General features: G+C 46.9%; 15 protein-coding genes. 1 reads left to right on the top strand and 14 read right to left on the bottom strand.

Annotated elements, in window-relative coordinates:
• Positions 1-7: 7 nt before the first annotated feature.
• From H2R00_RS18140 to H2R00_RS18120, 5 genes are all read right to left on the bottom strand, one after another.
• On the bottom strand, positions 8-4,021 hold the full coding sequence (locus tag H2R00_RS18140; protein WP_182069997.1) for a lamin tail domain-containing metallophosphoesterase family protein: 4,014 nt from the start codon (positions 4,019-4,021) through the stop codon (positions 8-10).
• A gap of 98 nt (positions 4,022-4,119) precedes the next feature.
• Positions 4,120-4,479 (bottom strand): phage holin family protein, encoded by a 360-nt coding sequence (locus H2R00_RS18135; RefSeq protein ID WP_182069996.1) that lies wholly within the window; start codon positions 4,477-4,479, stop codon positions 4,120-4,122.
• Positions 4,476-4,676: a PspC domain-containing protein gene (locus H2R00_RS18130; RefSeq protein WP_145651223.1), complete on the bottom strand. Its 201-nt coding sequence runs from the start codon at positions 4,674-4,676 to the stop codon at positions 4,476-4,478. The genes H2R00_RS18135 and H2R00_RS18130 overlap by 4 nt, the downstream gene beginning before the upstream one ends.
• Before the next feature lie 4 nt (positions 4,677-4,680).
• Entirely contained in the window at positions 4,681-5,775 is a 1,095-nt protein-coding gene (locus H2R00_RS18125; protein WP_154994628.1) for a DUF4097 family beta strand repeat-containing protein, read from the bottom strand.
• 25 nt (positions 5,776-5,800) lie between these two features.
• Positions 5,801-6,127: a DUF4870 domain-containing protein gene (locus H2R00_RS18120; protein WP_043926660.1), complete on the bottom strand. Its 327-nt coding sequence runs from the start codon at positions 6,125-6,127 to the stop codon at positions 5,801-5,803.
• Between the two features lie 214 nt (positions 6,128-6,341).
• Between H2R00_RS18120 and H2R00_RS18115 the strand changes: the two genes are divergently transcribed.
• Complete coding sequence (locus tag H2R00_RS18115; RefSeq protein ID WP_154994626.1) at positions 6,342-6,572, top strand: hypothetical protein; 231 nt, start codon at positions 6,342-6,344, stop codon at positions 6,570-6,572.
• Here the strand turns inward: H2R00_RS18115 and H2R00_RS18110 are convergent.
• The 9 genes from H2R00_RS18110 to H2R00_RS18070 all read right to left on the bottom strand — a co-directional run bounded on the left by H2R00_RS18110 (position 6,569) and on the right by H2R00_RS18070 (position 17,767).
• Positions 6,569-6,961, bottom strand: coding sequence for a VOC family protein (locus tag H2R00_RS18110; protein ID WP_220462693.1), 393 nt, complete (start codon positions 6,959-6,961; stop codon positions 6,569-6,571). The genes H2R00_RS18115 and H2R00_RS18110 overlap by 4 nt on opposite strands.
• A gap of 142 nt (positions 6,962-7,103) precedes the next feature.
• Entirely contained in the window at positions 7,104-9,977 is a 2,874-nt protein-coding gene (uvrA, locus tag H2R00_RS18105; protein ID WP_154994622.1) for an excinuclease ABC subunit UvrA, read from the bottom strand.
• Between the two features lie 7 nt (positions 9,978-9,984).
• Positions 9,985-11,970, bottom strand: a complete 1,986-nt coding sequence (uvrB, locus tag H2R00_RS18100) for an excinuclease ABC subunit UvrB (protein WP_154994620.1) — start codon at positions 11,968-11,970, stop codon at positions 9,985-9,987.
• A 182-nt stretch (positions 11,971-12,152) separates the two neighbouring features.
• Positions 12,153-12,386 carry a CsbA family protein gene (locus H2R00_RS18095; protein ID WP_043926665.1) on the bottom strand — a complete coding sequence of 78 codons (234 nt, stop codon included), beginning with the start codon at positions 12,384-12,386 and terminating at the stop codon, positions 12,153-12,155.
• A gap of 118 nt (positions 12,387-12,504) precedes the next feature.
• Positions 12,505-12,798: a DUF5316 domain-containing protein gene (locus H2R00_RS18090; protein WP_182069994.1), complete on the bottom strand. Its 294-nt coding sequence runs from the start codon at positions 12,796-12,798 to the stop codon at positions 12,505-12,507.
• Positions 12,799-12,921: 123 nt separating this feature from the next.
• The gene (locus H2R00_RS18085; protein ID WP_182071115.1) at positions 12,922-14,133 is read right to left on the bottom strand and encodes a PDZ domain-containing protein; all 1,212 of its coding nucleotides are present in this window, start codon (positions 14,131-14,133) and stop codon (positions 12,922-12,924) included.
• A 297-nt stretch (positions 14,134-14,430) separates the two neighbouring features.
• Positions 14,431-14,784, bottom strand: a complete 354-nt coding sequence (gene swrA / locus H2R00_RS18080) for a swarming motility protein SwrAA (protein ID WP_003185659.1) — start codon at positions 14,782-14,784, stop codon at positions 14,431-14,433.
• 352 nt (positions 14,785-15,136) lie between these two features.
• Positions 15,137-16,576, bottom strand: coding sequence for a carboxy-terminal processing protease CtpB (gene ctpB / locus H2R00_RS18075; RefSeq protein ID WP_182069993.1), 1,440 nt, complete (start codon positions 16,574-16,576; stop codon positions 15,137-15,139).
• 132 nt (positions 16,577-16,708) lie between these two features.
• On the bottom strand, positions 16,709-17,767 hold the full coding sequence (locus H2R00_RS18070; RefSeq protein WP_154997352.1) for a tartrate dehydrogenase: 1,059 nt from the start codon (positions 17,765-17,767) through the stop codon (positions 16,709-16,711).
• Between the last annotated feature and the right edge of the window lie 86 nt (positions 17,768-17,853).

Below are 17,853 nucleotides of genomic sequence, written 5' to 3'. Positions count from 1 at the left end.
GCTCCCCTTAGGAAAACAAATGCTTTTTACGTTCGCAAATGAAAACTGCCGCCAGCCAAAAGCCGATTTCAACAATTGGGATGTTTTTTTCAGATGACGGCTCAAGTGTCCCTTGCTTTAAAATCATGCCGGCCGGCGGGAGGCTCCCCGACAATTGCCGCCGGGCTGAGCCCGCCCCGGCTGTTTGATCTATTAAAAAGGATTTCATGCCGTCATCTTTTGTCGTCAATTTCCACATCTGAGACCTGCTTTTGCCGCCGTATTGATCAGAAGCTGCGGCATACCAGAAATAGGTTGTATTCGGCTGTAAATCCTTCCATATCACTGAAGCTGTCTTTCCGCTTTTCACCGTTTTCGCTTTTCCAATCTCCTTGTTTGAAAAGACATTCAGCTCAAAATAATCGGTTTTAACCTTTTTCTTCCGCGGTTTCAGATCCGTTTTGATGTTGAACTCGTCTTTCGGGCCGAATTGGTGCGGATCATAAAAATTATAGTCGTCAAGATATGGCGAATACGTTTTGACATGGATCGTGTCATGCTTCGGATCCGCATGGAGAATTCGTAAATAACCTTGGCCTCCTTCAGGACCGCCCTGATAGTCGGCAAGCATTTGATAAACCTTGCGATCCGCTTTGCCGTCCCCGTCATCATCAAGCTTGTCGATTTTTAAGTTTGAGCTGTGATAGTGACCGCTTAACACGGCGATCACATTCGGATTCCGCTTGATGATCTGTTCAAATATTTTCTCCCCGATTGGACTTCTGGTTCCGCTGACAAGCAAAAACTCGTGAAATGACAAAATCGCTTTTCGGTCGGGATGGCGTTTCAGAACATCATCTATCCACTGCAGTTCTTTTTTTCCGATTCCCCACCCCATCGACACCATGATATAGTCGTTGCCCCCGCTGGAAATGAGGTCGTAATGGCCTTTGTTATTCTGATAAGACCCGCCGTAATGCGGTTTTTGTTTAAAGCGTCTTTCCCCGAAGTACTTGCCGAATTTCAAATAAGAGCGGTCTTTATGGCTGACATCGTGATTGCCCGCCAGCACGCCGTATGGAACTTGATTGTCGTCGAGAACTTTCATGAACTGGTCGGCGCGCTTCCATTGCAGCGGCTGATCCGCTTCATCCACAAGATCCCCCGTATGAAAGACGTACTGAATGTTCAGCTTGTCCTTTTGTTCTGCGATCCACTTGACTTGACGTTCAAAAATGTGCGGATAGCTTTCCGAATAATATTGCGTATCAGACATCCACACAAATGTATAGTCATTTTGCGAAAGCTGAATTTGATCCTGAATGATGATGCTCGCCTTGGATTGGCGAATATAATCGGCAGCTTTGATGCTTCCTTTGAGGGTAAAAGGTTTGTCATCCTTTGCAACATGGTATGTCAGCGTCTCCCATCTCTTGCTGGTCCAATTCCAGGCGAACATGGAGACTTTTCTGCCGGGGAGTGAACTCCCGCGCCACAGCACTTCCACCTTGTCGTTCGGCCCCGTATTTTCATCCACTTTTACATCAAAGCGATGGTACGGAAACTTTGTTGTTGACGAGGTTTCAAAACCTTTACCGTCAAGTGCGGACATGCCGCTGCGCTCTTCTTTTGTCAGCGCCTTTTCCCCCCTGACCGCAAAGCTTTGCGGAGGTTCCGTCCCGCTTTCGTTCGCTGACACATCAACATGCTCTTCGTCTTTTACTGTGTACTGAAATCCCTGATGAAATGACACTTTCATCTTATCTTTTGTCGGGTCCTTGACGCGGACAGCCAGCTTAGCATGTGTGCTGCCGGGTGCATTTTTGACCCGGGCGGGCTTGTCCGGCTTTTCCTCTTTAATATAAAATGCCTTTTTCACGATTGACAGGTTGCCGGCGCTGTCCTCCGCTTTTATTTTCAACTCGTGCTTTCCCGCATCCAGGCCGGCAGAAGATACGAGATAGGGAAGCGCAATCTTTTTGCCGTCAAGAAAGGCTTTTATGCTTTTCATCCCGCTCCATTTATCGTGTGCGGCCGCATTGATCTCAAACGACCCTTTATATGTCCTGCCGTCTTCTAATGACGTCTTGATCTCAGGACCTGTGTTATCGACCGTCACCCTGCGGATGAGCCTTTCTTCGCCATTCTCCGCTTCAACGATGTGCTGCCCTTCATCCCAGGCGCGTGTATGCCATTGACTGGCGAGCGATGCCAACTTGGCTTCCGGAATCGAAAAATGGAATTCATACCATTCATGTGCTCCAGGGCCGTCACCGGCCGGAAGCTCGGCTTTCGGATCGTCGTACCGCTCATCGCGGATGATGGTCCCATCCGCTAGTATGAGGCGGGGATTCTTGAGGACAAAATCATCCCTGTTTTCTTCTGCAGTTTGTTCAAATGGTGTTGATTTCGTGCCTGAACGAACTTTAATCGCAAACGGCTTTCCTTTTTTAAATTCCTCCGGAGAAACCGGGACCGTGATTGTCGCATACCGGCGGCGCGAATCGTCAAAAACTTTTTGAATCCTCTTGCCGATCGTTACAGCATTTTTAAAATACAGATTCGTTTGATTGACATCGAAAGCAAAGTAGGCTTTTTTTTCAAGCGCCGGTTCACCTTCCTTTTGTTCAATCCCGTCAATACGAATTGTCGTTTCAGAAGGCGGCTTTTCTGATGTGGCTTTCAGCAGCATTTTTCCGGAAACGGTTCCGCCTTCGCTTACATTCAGCCTGAGTCCCTTCAAAATGCGCTGTTCGAGCGGTATCGTTTTCTTTTCAGTCGCCGTAACATTTGATCCATCACCTGCCCGCATATAGTACTCCACTTTTTCTTTGCCAATGAGTTCGGCAAAATAGATATTGTGGCGGTACAGGCCGTCATTGCGGCTTTTTTCAACACGGACTTCAGTAAACGGCTCATCATCATTCATGCGGTAGAAAAACTGCGCCTGTTTCACTTGCCGATTGTCTTTCATATCGGCTAAGAGCTGGATCGTTTCACCTGGTTTTACCGCTTGATGATCCGTCATATCATGGATCTCCGGTTTTTCTCTATCCGGCATAACCGTCACCGTCTGTGAAGGAACCTGCGCCTTCAGAAGCGAACCAGGCGACGGTTTTTCTTCCCCGGCCGATATGATTTTCATATGCTTCGTTCCGTCCAGCGGATATCGATAAAGAAGCGCTTTATTTTTAGCGACATCTGTTTTATCCTGCTCGCTTTGATAACGGGCGGATGCGACCTCTTCCCCGCTGTTTGTGCAGATGATCACTTCCCTCGGCCCGGTATTCGCCATGCCGCTCCCTTTGAGAACAGATAGCGATTTCCCTTTACGAAGGTGAACACCGTAATGCTGATTGAAATCCTCTTCTGTCAAATGCCCGTTTGAGCGGTTTTTTACCCAAAACACGTGTGTTTGGCCGGAAGGAATCGTCACATCATCGTGTTCAAAAGGCCAGATGGCATCTGATTCCTTGCCCTTTTCGGGATGTCTGTATTTGATTTTGTAGCTGTTCAGATGAACAGCTTTATTGGTATTGTTATAAACTTCAATAAATTCATAGCCGTCTTTTGCACCGGTGTTTGACGTGTCGACAACCATTTCCGTGATCAGCAGCTCCGGAAGCTTTTGTGTATCCGTACGCATGCCTTTCAGGGCGACAGTATACACATCGGTCTTCACAGAGAAATCACCGGCTTGAGCTTCAATGTAATACTGGACTTTGTCGGATGCTATGGATTCGCTTTCCAATTTGGCAATATAGCCGTTCTGTTTGCCCGGCTCTACTTCCATCGGAATCGCCCGATACGGCAATTCGGCATGCTGCTTGTAATACAGAATGACCGTGTCGGCGGCCGCAGCATGCGCGGAAAAATATAAGTCGTCTCCTTTTTTCACCTGTTCAACAGGAGTATGACTGATGACCGGTGAACGAGGCTGAATATGTTCTTTTCCCGATGCGGACGAAAGCGGCATCTGCAAGGCAAAAAGTAAAACTGCGGCCAACAACAAAAGGGTTTGGCGATTTCTGTACTTTTTCATCGTCTACCTCCCTTTCGTATTTTGCCTTTACAGATCATTTTTATGAAAGAGACATTCGGACAAAAAAAAAGAAGCCTGATGATTCATCAGACTTCAGCTTATTTTTTGGACATCGGTTCGATAATTGCTTTTTGAATGAGCAAGTGGAAAACCGACAGGACAATCGACGCAAAAATGGCTGTCCCAAAGCCGTCCAGGTCAAAACTGTCCCCCATAATGGATGCCGTCATATAAAGAGTGATCGCATTGATGATAAACAAAAATAAACCTAACGTAATCACTGTGACAGGCAGCGTCAAAATCACCAGCACCGGCTTCACAAACATATTTAAGATGGATAAAATCAAGCTTGCCGTAATGGCTGCCCCGATGCTTCTGACGTGAACCGCATCAAAGTAACCGGCAATGACGATTAATAATAAGGCATTGACAAGAACGTTTATGATCCATCGTATCATCTGTCGACTTCCCCTTCATTCGGTACTAGGAATACCCAGACTATATATATCAGCAGGACGGGAAATCCGGTCGAAAATATAAATAATAGAACCGTAATGATTCTCAGCAATGACGCATCCATATTTAAATATTCAGCAAGACCCCCGACGACCCCGGCAATCTTTCTGTCTGTTTCGGATCGAAATAGCCTTTTCATTGTATCACTCCTGTGTATGATTTAAATGGATCGATCCTGTCTTCGATTCCAAAAACACGGTCATGCTATAATCATGATTTTGATTTGCTTTTAGATACATTTCTTTCTGGATTGTCTCGTTTTTTTCTTTTAAAATTTCCGCATCTGACAGATCATGAGACAGAGAACCGAGATTGCTTTTCAGCTCCGCTGTTACAGCGCAGTCCCGGGGAACATTCAACTCTACGCTTCCCGTCGTTGTTTTCACATATGCCGTCCGGCAGTGCGAATTTTTGACTGTTGCAGCGATATTGCCGTTAAAGCTCTGCAGGTCAAGCGCCTCGCATGAACCTTTAAGATCGATCAATCCATTGATGGTTTCCGCTTCAATCTCTCCGCAAGTATGGTCGGTGAGTTTGATTTGTCCATTCGCAGTTTCCAATGAAGCTTTTCCTGCCGTGAGAGCAGAGAACGACAGCACACCGTTCGTCGTTTTGGCGGACAGCTCTTTTACGTTTAAATGTTCCCCTCTGACCGGGCCGTTAAACAGCTTAAAGCGGATTTTGCCGTACTCTTTGTCCGGTATATAGACGGTAAGGTTGGTCTTCATTGTTTTTTTCTCCGTACGGATCGTGAACTTATCGCCTTCCACACCGCAGTCGATATGCTGGAGAAAAGCCTGCCTTGCTTCATCCTGATTTTCGGCCCGGTACACTTTTGCCTGGCATTCGACTCTGATGTCGGAATCGCTCCATGGTACAAGGTTGACGCTGCCGTTGGCAAGCTGAATATCAAGAGTCGAAAAATCGGTGTCTTTGAACTGGAATATATGCTGGACATCGAACGAATGCCCGAAGTTCAAATCCAAGTCTGCTTCTTTTACTTTTTTTACAGCGGTATCAATCCATTCGAACAGTTTGGAACCGATCGAAGGCTTCGGTTCTTTTTTCTTTTCGCTGTAGAAGTCCTCCGAATCAATGACATCCTCAGACAGAGCTGTCACCTTGCTCTCGGTTTCCCTGTAGTCTTCTTCAAGTTTTTCGATCAGGATCAGCGCCTCTTTCGCAGACAGCTTTCCTTCCTCGACCAATTTTAAAATTCGCTCTTTCTCCTGTTTCATGAAAAGCTCCCCCGTTCTCCTTCTTTTAGGCCTGAGTCAGCATTTTAATCCCTTGAACAACGTTCCAGACCACAATAATCAAACTGATGATCCCGAAAAAAACGAAACCTCCGATCATGAAAATGACCGCCAAATAACCGCCATCATTAAAGATAAGCGTACCGCTGATCGCGCCTGCTGCCAATATGACTACGCTTATAAACGGAATAATATGCGAAATAAGCGAACGCATCGCATGCTTTTTTGTTTCTTGATCATCTGTTATAAAATACGCAGCGATTGGCAAAATAAGCGGGGCAAAAAAAACACTAAAATAACAAATTGCTGAAATCAGCGCGTTGTTTCTCGTCATACGTAACACTCCTTATCGATGTAAACCGTTCTTGTAAGTCTAATGTACAGTGACCTTATACTCAGTTTACGTGTATCATGGCCTTTAGGTTTCATTTTCATTCGATCGGCGTGCGTCAAACTTCGCGAATTGATTTTTTTAGATTTTATGAATAGATTCTTTTTTTATAACCCTTTAAAATATGTGGCAAAGCCAATGAAAAGGAGCGAGCGTTATGAAACAGAAATCGGAAGTATACGCCTCATCCGCCTCCCAGCTTCTTAGTCTGATTCAGGAACAAAAAAGGATGAATCAGGAGATCGTGAACCGATTGGAAGCGATCAATTCCGCTCCTCCGCTTTCCAGCGAAATCCGCTATTTAAAGGTTCTGCTGAACAGCAGCAGCACTCACATTTTAAACAGTATGATTGAAGCGACCAAACACATCAGCCGGACTGAACGTTAATCGTTCTGGCGAAGTTCGTTTGATATTTCAAGCAGATTTCCGTCGGGATCTCTGATATAAACCGAAATAATCGGCCCTTCAGCGCCCGTACGCTCTGCGGGGCCTTCTTCAATCTTAATGGACAGCCCCTCCAAATGACGAATCACATCATCAATGCCTGTATTTGTGATGAAACACAGGTCTAGGGATCCGGGCACCGGGTGCTGTGCTTTCGGCTCAAATTCTTTTCCGGCTTCGTGGAGGTTTATTTTTTGCCTGCCGAATGCCAGCGCTTTTCTTCCTTCTTGAAAAGTGACCGCGTCCATCCCCAGCACACGGCTGTAAAATTCACATGTCGCATCAATGTCTTTTACCGTCAGGACCAGATGATCCATGCGATCGATCTTCATCACCCCATCCCCCTTTATTGTTTGTTTTTTTACGTTATAACAGCTATTGAGTAAAAGAGCAATGAAAATCTTTTGAACGAAGCTTGCCGCTGATCATTCGGCCATTGAAAAAGCTGCCGATGTGACATCGGCAGCATGTTTTTTACGGTTTGACAGCTTCTTTTTCTTGAAGCCGCTTCTTCATTCTGTTTTTGTCGCGTTCAATGATCGGTTTTAAATAGCGGCCGGTATATGACCCTTCGACTTTCATGACTTCTTCGGGAGGTCCTGCAGCCACGATCATCCCACCGCCGTCTCCGCCTTCAGGACCCAAGTCGATCAAATAATCAGCTGCTTTTATAATATCGAGATTGTGTTCGATCACAAGCACTGTATCTCCGTTATCGACCAGGCGCTGAAGAACGGCCAGAAGCCTTGCGATATCATCGACATGCAGTCCTGTCGTCGGCTCGTCCAAAATATAAAGGGATCTTCCCGTTGAACGGCGATGAAGTTCAGATGCCAATTTGACCCGCTGCGCTTCTCCCCCGGAAAGCGTTGTAGCCGGCTGTCCGAGCGTAATATAGCCAAGACCGACATCATAGAGGGTCTGCAGCTTGCGCTTGATTTTCGGGATGTTCTCAAAAAATTGAACGGCATTCTCGACCGTCATCTCAAGCACGTCAGAAATATTTTTACCTTTGTACGTGACTTGAAGCGTTTCACGGTTGTATCTCTTACCATGGCAAACCTCACAAGGAACATATACATCGGGCAGGAAGTGCATTTCGATTTTGATAATTCCGTCGCCTTTGCAGGCCTCACAGCGTCCGCCTTTGACGTTAAAGCTGAAGCGCCCTTTCTTGTATCCTCTGACTTTCGCTTCATTCGTCTGGGCAAACACGTCGCGGATATCATCGAACACACCGGTATATGTGGCCGGGTTTGACCTCGGCGTCCGGCCGATCGGAGACTGGTCGATGTCGATCACTTTATCGAGGTGCTCGATGCCTTTTATTTCTTTGAACTCTCCCGGTTTTGCCTTCGCCCGATGCAGTTTCTGAGCCAGCGTTTTGTGGAGAATTTCATTGACGAGCGTGCTTTTCCCTGATCCCGATACTCCGGTAACAGCTGTGAACACGCCGAGCGGAAACTTCACGGAAACATTTTTCAAGTTGTTTTCCTTTGCTCCTTTTACCTCGATAAAACGGTTGTCAGGCTTCCTTCTCTCGGCAGGAAGAGGAATGAATTTTTTCCCTGAGAGGTACTGCCCTGTCAACGATTGATCATCGTTCATCACTTCTTCCGGTGTTCCGGCGGAGATCACTTCTCCCCCGTGTACGCCCGCGCCGGGTCCGATATCGATTAAATAATCGGCAGCAAGCATCGTATCTTCATCATGCTCGACCACGATCAATGTGTTTCCGATATCCCTCATATTTTTGAGCGTCTCAATCAGACGGTCGTTATCGCGCTGATGAAGACCGATTGACGGCTCATCAAGGATATAGAGGACACCGGTCAGCCTTGAGCCAATTTGCGTTGCAAGCCTGATCCGCTGCGCTTCTCCCCCCGACAGAGTACCGGCTGCGCGGCTGAGCGTCAAATAGTCAAGCCCGACATTATTCAAAAATCCGAGCCGCTCTTCAATCTCCCGTAAAATGAGGTTGGCGATCTTCATGTCTTTTTCCGAAAGTTCAAGTTCACGGAAAAATTGAAGGGCGTTAGAAACCGACATTTCGGTTATCTTACCGATGTGAAGGCCGTTTATCAGCACGGCAAGGGATTCCTTTTTCAGACGGTAGCCTTTGCATGAAGGGCACGGCTGATTGGCCATATATTTTTCCATCAGTTCACGAACGTAATCCGAGCTGGTTTCTTTATAGCGCCTTTCGATATTGCGGATGACGCCTTCGAACTCAATGTAGTTTTCCCGGACTTGTCCGAAGTCGTTTTCATATTTGAAATAAATCTGCTCGCCTCCGCTGCCGTAGAGGATTTTTTCAAGGTGATGCTTCGGCAGCTCTCTGACCGGAACATCCATATCGATTCCATAGTGGCTGCATACCGCTTCAAGCAGCTTCGGATAGTATTGGGAGCTCTGCGGTTCCCAAGGTGCAATCGCATTCTCCTTTAACGACAGCTCATCGTTTGGAATGACGAGCTCTACATCGACTTCCAGCTTGGACCCGAGGCCGTCGCAGCTCGGACACGCGCCGAACGGGCTGTTGAAAGAGAACATTCTCGGCTCCAGTTCACCGATTGAAAAACCGCAGTGCGGGCAGGCATGATGTTCGCTGAAAAGCAGCTCTTCCTGTCCGATCACATCGATGATCACCCGGCCTTCGCCGAGGCGGAGCGCCGTTTCGAGCGAGTCTGTGAGACGGGCGGTTACGCCTTCTTTTATGACGATGCGGTCGACGACGACTTCGATCGAATGCTTTTTATTCTTTTCGAGCTCGATGTCCTCTGAAAGGTCGTTCATTTCGCCGTCGATCCGGACTCTTACATAGCCTTGCTTTCTGATTTGATCGAGCACTTTCACATGCGAACCTTTTCTTCCAGAGACGATTGGCGCGAGCACCTGGAGCTTCGTGCGCTCGGGATATTCCAAAATTCTGTCCGTCATCTGTTCGATCGTTTGCGAGGTAATTTCAATGCCGTGAACCGGGCAAACCGGCTTTCCGATTCTGGCAAACAGCAGCCGGAGATAATCATAGATTTCCGTCACCGTTCCGACTGTCGATCGGGGGTTCCGGCTCGTTGTTTTCTGATCGATGCTGATCGCCGGCGACAGGCCTTCGATCGCATCGACGTCGGGTTTGTCCATCTGTCCTAAAAACTGGCGGGCATATGCGGAGAGAGACTCGACATAGCGCCGTTGCCCTTCTGCATATATCGTATCGAACGCAAGGGATGATTTCCCTGATCCCGAAAGACCTGTCAGCACGACAAGCTGATCCCTCGGAATAGAGACATCGATATTTTTCAGATTGTGGGCCCTTGCACCTTTCACCTCAATTCGTTTCGTTGCCATTCTCTATTCATCCTTCCGATTTTAACTCTAGGAGCAAGTCGCGAAGCTCAGCGGCACGTTCAAAGTCAAGCGCTTTTGCGGCTTCCTTCATGTCGCTTTCCATTTGAGCGATCACTTTTTCCCGCTCTTTCTTCGTCATCTTCGAAAGCTTCGACTCCTCTTTCACTTGATATTCTTCCTGTTCTTCAGCAGCATGAGTTGCCCGGATGACGTCTCTGATCTTTTTGTTGATCGTTTTCGGCGTAATGCCGTGTTTCTCATTATAGGCCTCCTGCTGTTCGCGGCGGCGCTTCGTTTCATTGATTGCGATTTCCATCGAGTTGGTGATTTTGTCGGCATACATGATTACGCGGCCTTCGGCATTTCTGGCGGCGCGGCCGATCGTTTGGATGAGCGAACGCTCAGAACGCAAAAAGCCTTCTTTGTCTGCGTCAAGGATGGCGACAAGTGAAACCTCCGGAATATCGAGTCCTTCCCTCAGCAGGTTGATGCCGACGAGAACGTCATGCTTGCCGAGACGAAGATCGCGGATGATCTCGATTCGCTCCAGCGTTTTAATCTCAGAATGGAGGTACGTGACCTTGATTCCGATTTCCTTCAGATAATCCGTCAAATCCTCGGACATTTTTTTCGTCAGCGTAGTGACGAGGACGCGTTCATTCCGCTCGATTCTCTGCTGGATTTCACCGATCAGATCATCAATCTGCCCTTCAATCGGCCTCACTTCAATGATCGGATCGAGCAGCCCTGTCGGTCGGATGATCTGCTCTACCATTTCAGGCGTATGCTCAAGTTCATAAGGCCCCGGCGTAGCCGACACATACACGATGTTGTGAATGTGCTTTTCAAACTCTTCAAACCTGAGCGGACGGTTATCCAAAGCGGAAGGAAGCCTGAATCCGTGATCGACGAGAACTTGTTTTCTCGCCTGGTCTCCGTTGTACATTCCTCTGATCTGCGGCATGGTGACATGCGACTCATCTATGACCAGCAGGAAATCATCCGGAAAGTAATCGAGCAGCGTATATGGAGTCGATCCTGCCGGACGAAGCGTCAAATGTCTTGAATAGTTTTCGATGCCCGAGCAAAAGCCCATTTCGCGCATCATTTCCAAATCGTATCTCGTTCGCTGCTCCAGACGCTGCGCTTCAAGGAGCTTGCCTTCTTCACGAAGCGCTTTGAGGCGCTCTTCCAGCTCCTCTTCAATGTTTATGATCGCTTTCTTCATCTTTTCTTCGCGTGTGACGAAGTGGGAAGCCGGGAAGATCGCGACGTGTTCCCTCTCCCCTAAAATTTCGCCTGTCAGGGCATCCACTTCTCTGATCCGTTCGATTTCGTCCCCGAAAAATTCAACCCGGATGCAGTGCTCATCCCTTGAAGCCGGAAAGATCTCGACGACATCGCCGCGCACCCTGAATGTTCCGCGCTGAAAGTCGATATCATTCCGCGCATATTGGATGTCAACGAGCTTTCTGAGCAGCTCATTGCGCTCGATTTCCATTTCCGTTCTGAGCGAAAGCACCAGTTCCCTGTATTCCTCCGGAGAACCCAAGCCGTAAATACAAGAGACACTCGCCACAATGATGACATCTTTGCGTTCAAAAAGAGCAGACGTGGCAGAGTGCCTTAATTTATCAATCTCATCGTTAATGCTGGCATCTTTTTCGATAAATGTATCAGTCTGGGGCACGTAAGCCTCAGGCTGGTAATAGTCATAATAGCTGACAAAATATTCGACTGCGTTGTTGGGGAAAAATTCTTTAAACTCGCTGTACAGCTGCCCGGCGAGCGTTTTGTTGTGGGCGATCACAAGAGTCGGTTTGTTGACTTCTTTAATCACGTTTGACATCGTAAACGTCTTTCCTGTACCGGTTGCCCCTAAAAGTGTCTGATGCTTTCTGCCTTCATTAATTCCTTTGACAAGCTGATCAATCGCTTTCGGCTGATCCCCCTGGGGCTGATAATTCGAGACTAATTCAAAGCGGTCTTTCACAAAAAAGCCTCCGTTTCTTTACGAAATCTTCCTGTTTATTATTTTAACACACCCGAAGCAAAAATACGAACTAAAGTTCGGTTTTTGTGTTTTTCCACAAAAGCCGGCCATTCCTGATCTATCAAAAAACCCCTCCTTTTTGGCATCAAAAGCAGGGCTTCACGGCAATCATCCTTACGGTTCTATGAGTCTTCCTTCTTTTCGCCCACCTTTTTCGCCACATAGAGCGAACCGGCCACGAGCGAGGCGATATCAAGTCCTACAATAAAAAAGGTTTCCGTATAACCTTTTAAATATGAAGCGAACAACAGCGCTGCAGTGAGCGCAATCCCGACGTAATGGTTATAGGTCACCCTTGTAAAAAACAAGACAAGCAAGAAAGGAAATATCAGTGCAAAAACGGCTTTTGTAAACACAAAAACCCTCCTCACGTTTCTTGATCTTATTCGATTATATTAAAGAACAAAGAAACGGACAAACATGGACACTCATTCATTTTGTCCATCATCATGCCGCGTTATTCGGAATCAGACGTTAAAAGGCGAAAAAGAACGAGATTCCGGCAGCCAGGAGGTTCGGCATCGCAAAAATGGCGAGCGCGTTTGCCAGCTTGCCGTTCCAATCCCTGTGCTCTTTCGTTTCCGAATCGTGATTTCCCCTGAAACGGTCACCGCTGACAAATACGCCCGAACATAAAGCAGACAACAGAATTGCGCCTAGGCCGGCGGCTCCTGAAACTTTGAAAATCAACGTCCAATCTCCGGCCGCAGCCGAAACCAATACGGCAATCAAACAAATGAAAGCTCCGGCGAGAAAAGCCTTTTTCATCAATCATTCTCCTTCAATCAGTTCTATCCATCATCCTAGCGGAACGTTTTGTAAAAGACAACCAAAAAGTTTCGCACAAGGCAAAAGCAAAAGCGCCTGAAAGCGGCGCTTTTTTAAAATCAATTATTCTGTTTCCGCTGAGGCTGCTGCCTCGGCATGCTTCATCACCGCATCCTCTTCTTTTACAAAGATGATGCCGAGCTCATGATGCTCCCCTTCATATGAAGCTCTTTGTTCAAAACGAATTTCATTGTTTAAACCGACGACTTCAAGTTTGAAGAAAGCCCGGTTCTTCTGAAGCGCTTCGTAGAAGTCCGCAGCATTTTTCACTTCAATCCCGTTGACCTTCGTGATGATTTCGCCAATCTTGAGACCGAGACCGGCTGCCGGCGTGTTCGGAATAATCCCGAGGACCATCAGCCCCTGGTCTCTCTTTGAAAAATGGAAAGGGGCGGAATTGTCGTTCATCCGCTGTTTCCAGGATAAAAAGGCTCTTCCTGCGATCGCTGCTGCGGCTGCAAGAGCGGCAAGCGGCGTCCACCATACGCTTCCTGCCGCGATCAGCAGAATGATGATACCAAGCACGCTGATGCGCCTCGCTGTAATTTTAATGCTTTCAATCGGAAGCGATCCTTGAACCCTTTGCCCGAAGCCGATGAAATACGGAATCCACAGGAGCTCAAAGCCGCCGTTAAATGACAAAACGGGCCACCACGGAACCGATGATTCGATCGCATGTCCCGGAATGAGAATGAACAACGGCAGAAGCCAGGTTCTGCCCGCAATCTGCTGTCCGATTGGGAGCCCTCTTCTGCTCATGACGATTGCAGGGGAAGTTTTGATATGTGCCGTTTTGTAGACAAGCACTCCTTCCGCCACCAACAGAAGTCCGAGCAGGACGGCAGCAGCCGGCCAATTCGCGAGGGACAGCTGCGGCAGAAACGCGTCAAGCACTCCGAAACCGGTGTATTCAATACATAAACCGGCGACAATGCTAACGCCAAGCGTATACGCCGCTGACAGCAGACTCTGTCTGAAAGTTAAAGCTGCGACAACGCTGACCGCCGCTATTAAAACCAGCATGCCCACCGGGAGATACAGCCCTAAGCCGAACGAAACAATGGACAGCACGAGTCCTGCCAATAGTCCCTTGGAATATGTAAACTTGAACTCGTCATAAATATCTTCAATACGCGTATGGAATGTCTTTCTTTCACGTTTGATCCGGGCATAGCCGTAAGCAAGGCTCATGATCATCATAAAATAGAAGAGCGGGTGCAAAAAGAACAATCCTGCTCCTTTTAAAAGTTCAATTAAGCTTTCTTCAACAGACAAGGGAACGTTCACCGCCTCAGCCAAGCATTTCAGGCCGCCTTAAATACGACAGCTTTTTAACGTTGGATATTTTAGGGAATCCCAGCTTGTCTAAAGCGTCGGCACGAGGAAATGACGGGCGGCCGTTCAGGCGGGATGCCTGAGCCGTCAGCCGCAGAAACTTTCGTCATGATGCTTTAACGCCGGTGCTTTTCAAGCGCATTCGTGACGACAAATGCTGGCACCTTTAGGCAAGCTGGTGCATTTTATTATTATTCTAACAAATAATAAAATGCTTGGGTATGGTAAACGTGAGGTTTATTTCTCCTGGCTCATCCAAAGCGTTACATTCGACAAAGAAAAGTCTTTCAGGTAATGATTGACTTCGACATCAAGAATATCTCCTATCAGCTGCATTGACCGCTTGATATCGGTCAGATTGATGCCGAGCCGCTTGTGGTTGTCCATCAAGTAGTTGAAATAAAGTTCCGCGCAATCCTCATTGATATCCTCCACACTTTCGACCGAAGTGTAGTTCACGAGGTATCTGCTGAACAGCATAAGCAATCCTACTGCCTTTGTAGCGGAAAACGTAACGTCTTGTGATCGAACTTTTAACTGCTCCACTAATTCATAGTATTTTTTCTCTCTCACAATACTTGCCCTTTTCAATCGTGTACCCCCATTTATTATTTATATATAAGAAAAGCGCAAGCGTCAGACGACTCCACCAACAGAGACGAAGAACGCAAACAGCGCTAACATTCTCCGCAAAAAAAATGCACACATTATAATTCTTGAAAAAGCTTTGGTTCTATTTTAAAAAGTTTTCCTTTGTTATACAACTTGCAAAAGTTACATTTTTACTGCATCTTTACATCCTTATAAAGTCTCCCATACACTTATGTTATCGGGTCAATTCTATTCATTATGAATGTTTTTTTTATGAAAAAACAAAAATTTTAGGTAAAAAGATTGAGAATTTATTTTCCGAGAATAAAAAAAGTGAGGACATCCCATGCCCTCACTTTTTGTTAAACAGCACTTTTAATGCGGATTGCAGCTGAAGGTCGTTCTTTTCTTTCATCTTTTTTTCTTCAATCCGCAGGTTCATTGTATTTGCCGTTTTTTGGTCAATGATCCCCGTTTGTTTCAGCTTGTTTTCTGCCTGAAACGCCATGACGGCTTTTTTTGTGCTTTCACTGTAATAGCCGTCTTCCCGGCCGGGGGCAAACCCGAGTCCTTTCAGCAGGAGCTGCGCCCGCTTAATTTCACTGTTGTTCATATCCGGCTTGAGGGGCTCCTTCAGCTGTACAGGCCCCACCGAGAAATATTCAGGCTGTGTAACTGGAACGGTCGGCTGAATTCCTTGCTTATGGATCCAATTTCCTTTAGGTGTCAGCCATTTGTACAGCGTCAGCTTAATATTGCTTCCGTCTCCCATCGGGACCGCCTGCTGGACGGTTCCCTTCCCAAAGGAAGGATCGCCAACCACGTGGTAGCCCTCGGCTTCTTTTAATGCACCTGCAAGAATTTCTGACGCCGAAGCGCTGCCCTTGTCCGTGATCACGCTCACAGGATATGGTTTTTTCTCTTTTAATTTCGAGAAATATTGTTTTTTATTTCCGTTTCTTTCGGCGATTTGTATATAAGGATGATCTTTTGTCACAAAATGTTTTAAAATGTCTTCCACGCTTTGCAAGTATCCGCCCGGATTTCCTCTTACATCCAAAACGAGCCCTTTTATTCCCTTTTTCTCAAGCTTTTTCAGTTCAGCAGTAAAATCTTTTGCCGTATGTTCGGAAAAGGAAGATATTGCGATATAGCCAACAGGTTTGTCCTGTACTTTTTTAATGGAAGCGAACACCGTTTCCAGCGGAATTTCATCGCGCTTAATCGTAAATGTCAGCTGGTCTTTCATGCCTGGTCGGTGAACTTTCAGCGTAACCGTTGATCCCTTTTTGCCCCTGATCTTTAATACGGCGTCATTCAAATCCATTCCGGCCATGGAATCCCCGTCGATGCTGATGATTTCATCGTTCGGCTTTAATCCGGCTTTCTCTGCCGGAGACTGTTTAAAAGGAGAGACGATAATGATTTTCCTGTCTTCCATTCCGATTTCTGCGCCGATTCCTTCAAAAGAGGAATCAAGGGAATCTGAAAACCGCTTTGCCGTCTGTTTATCCATATAAACCGAGTATGGGTCATTCAATGTTGAAAGCATGCCCTGTATGGCTCCTTCCAACAGCTTTTCCCTGTCGACCTGCTCCACATATTCATTTGAAATCAGGTCATATGCTTTCTCAAATTTCTCCAATTCGTTTCTAGCGGCGCTTTTGGCTGCAGCTTCTTCAGCCGCTGATGCTTTTGGAACGACATCATGAAACGGAATCGGGCCGGCGCCTGTTACCAAGCCGCATAACAGGCTGAGCGCAATGATCAGCCGTGCAATCTTCTGATTCATCCTATACCTCCTCTTCTGCCTGCACTATGTTTTGTTGCTTGATGTAGTATGCGCCAAAACCGCCCGTATCATGTAATCGATTTCCCATTGCACAGCAAAAAAAAAAGCTGCCGGAGTGCCGGCAGCTTTCGCTTATATGGTCCTCACGCGCTTGATGATTTCTTCTGTCACTTCATCCGTCGTACTTGAACCGCCGATATCAGGCGTTAAGCAGCCGCTCTTTAGAACATCTTCAATCACGTCAAGCAATCTTGCACCGAGTTCTTCTTCCCCAAAATGATCGAGCATCATTTTAGCCGTCCAAATTTGGCCGATCGGATTGGCAATTCCTTTGCCGATGATATCCGGAGCAGACCCGTGCACAGGCTCAAACATGGACGGATATTTGCCGTTTACATTGATATTAGCGGCCGGCGCCACACCTATGCTTCCCATAATCGCCGCCCCGATATCGGTCAAAATATCACCGAATAAGTTGCTGGCAACAATGACGTCAAGCTTCTCTGGCTTCGTTACAAAAAAGGCCGACAGGGCGTCAATGTGCTGCGAATCAGCGGTAATATCGGGGTAGTCTTTTGCAGTGTTCTCAAAGACTTCATCCCAAAAAGGCATTGAATAAACGATTCCGTTCGATTTTGTTGCGCTTGTAACATGCTTTTTCCGTTTAGCCGCCAACTCAAACGCAAAGCGCATCGCCCTCTCCGCCCCTTTTCTTGAAAAAACGGCATTTTGAATGGCGATTTCATCTTCATCTCTGAAAATTCTGCCTCCGATCGAGCTGTATTCCCCTTCACTGTTTTCCCTGACGACAAGCAGATCGAAATCTTTTGGATTGGCCAGCGGAGACTTGATACCTTGCAAATATTTCGCAGGTCTAATGTTGATGACCTGTTCAAATTCGCGGCGGATTTTAATGAGCAGCCCCCATAGGGAAATATGGTCGGGGACAAGCTTGCTGTTTCCTACCGCCCCAAGGAAGATGCTGTCGAACTCTTTCAGCTGCTCCAAGCCGTCATCAGGCATCATTTCCCCGTGTTCCAAATAATACTCACAGCTGTATGGAAACTCCGTAAATCGAAATGAGAGTCCCCCGTGAACATCCGAAACCGCTTTCAAAACTCGTTGTGCAGCAGGTACGACTTCTTTTCCTACACCGTCACCGGGTATGCTGGCAATGTTGAATACTTTCATTGGATCATCCCCTATTCCAAATTGTCGACTGTCGACAGATGTCACTTTCATTCTATACCTTGTGTTATTTTCTGACAAGAATAAAT

The organism is Bacillus haynesii (assembly GCF_014042035.1).
In the GTDB taxonomy this organism is placed as follows: Bacteria; Bacillota; Bacilli; order Bacillales; family Bacillaceae; genus Bacillus; species Bacillus haynesii.
The sequence above is the reverse complement of the archived record's forward strand: the minus strand, read 5'-3'. Positions and strand labels throughout refer to the sequence as shown.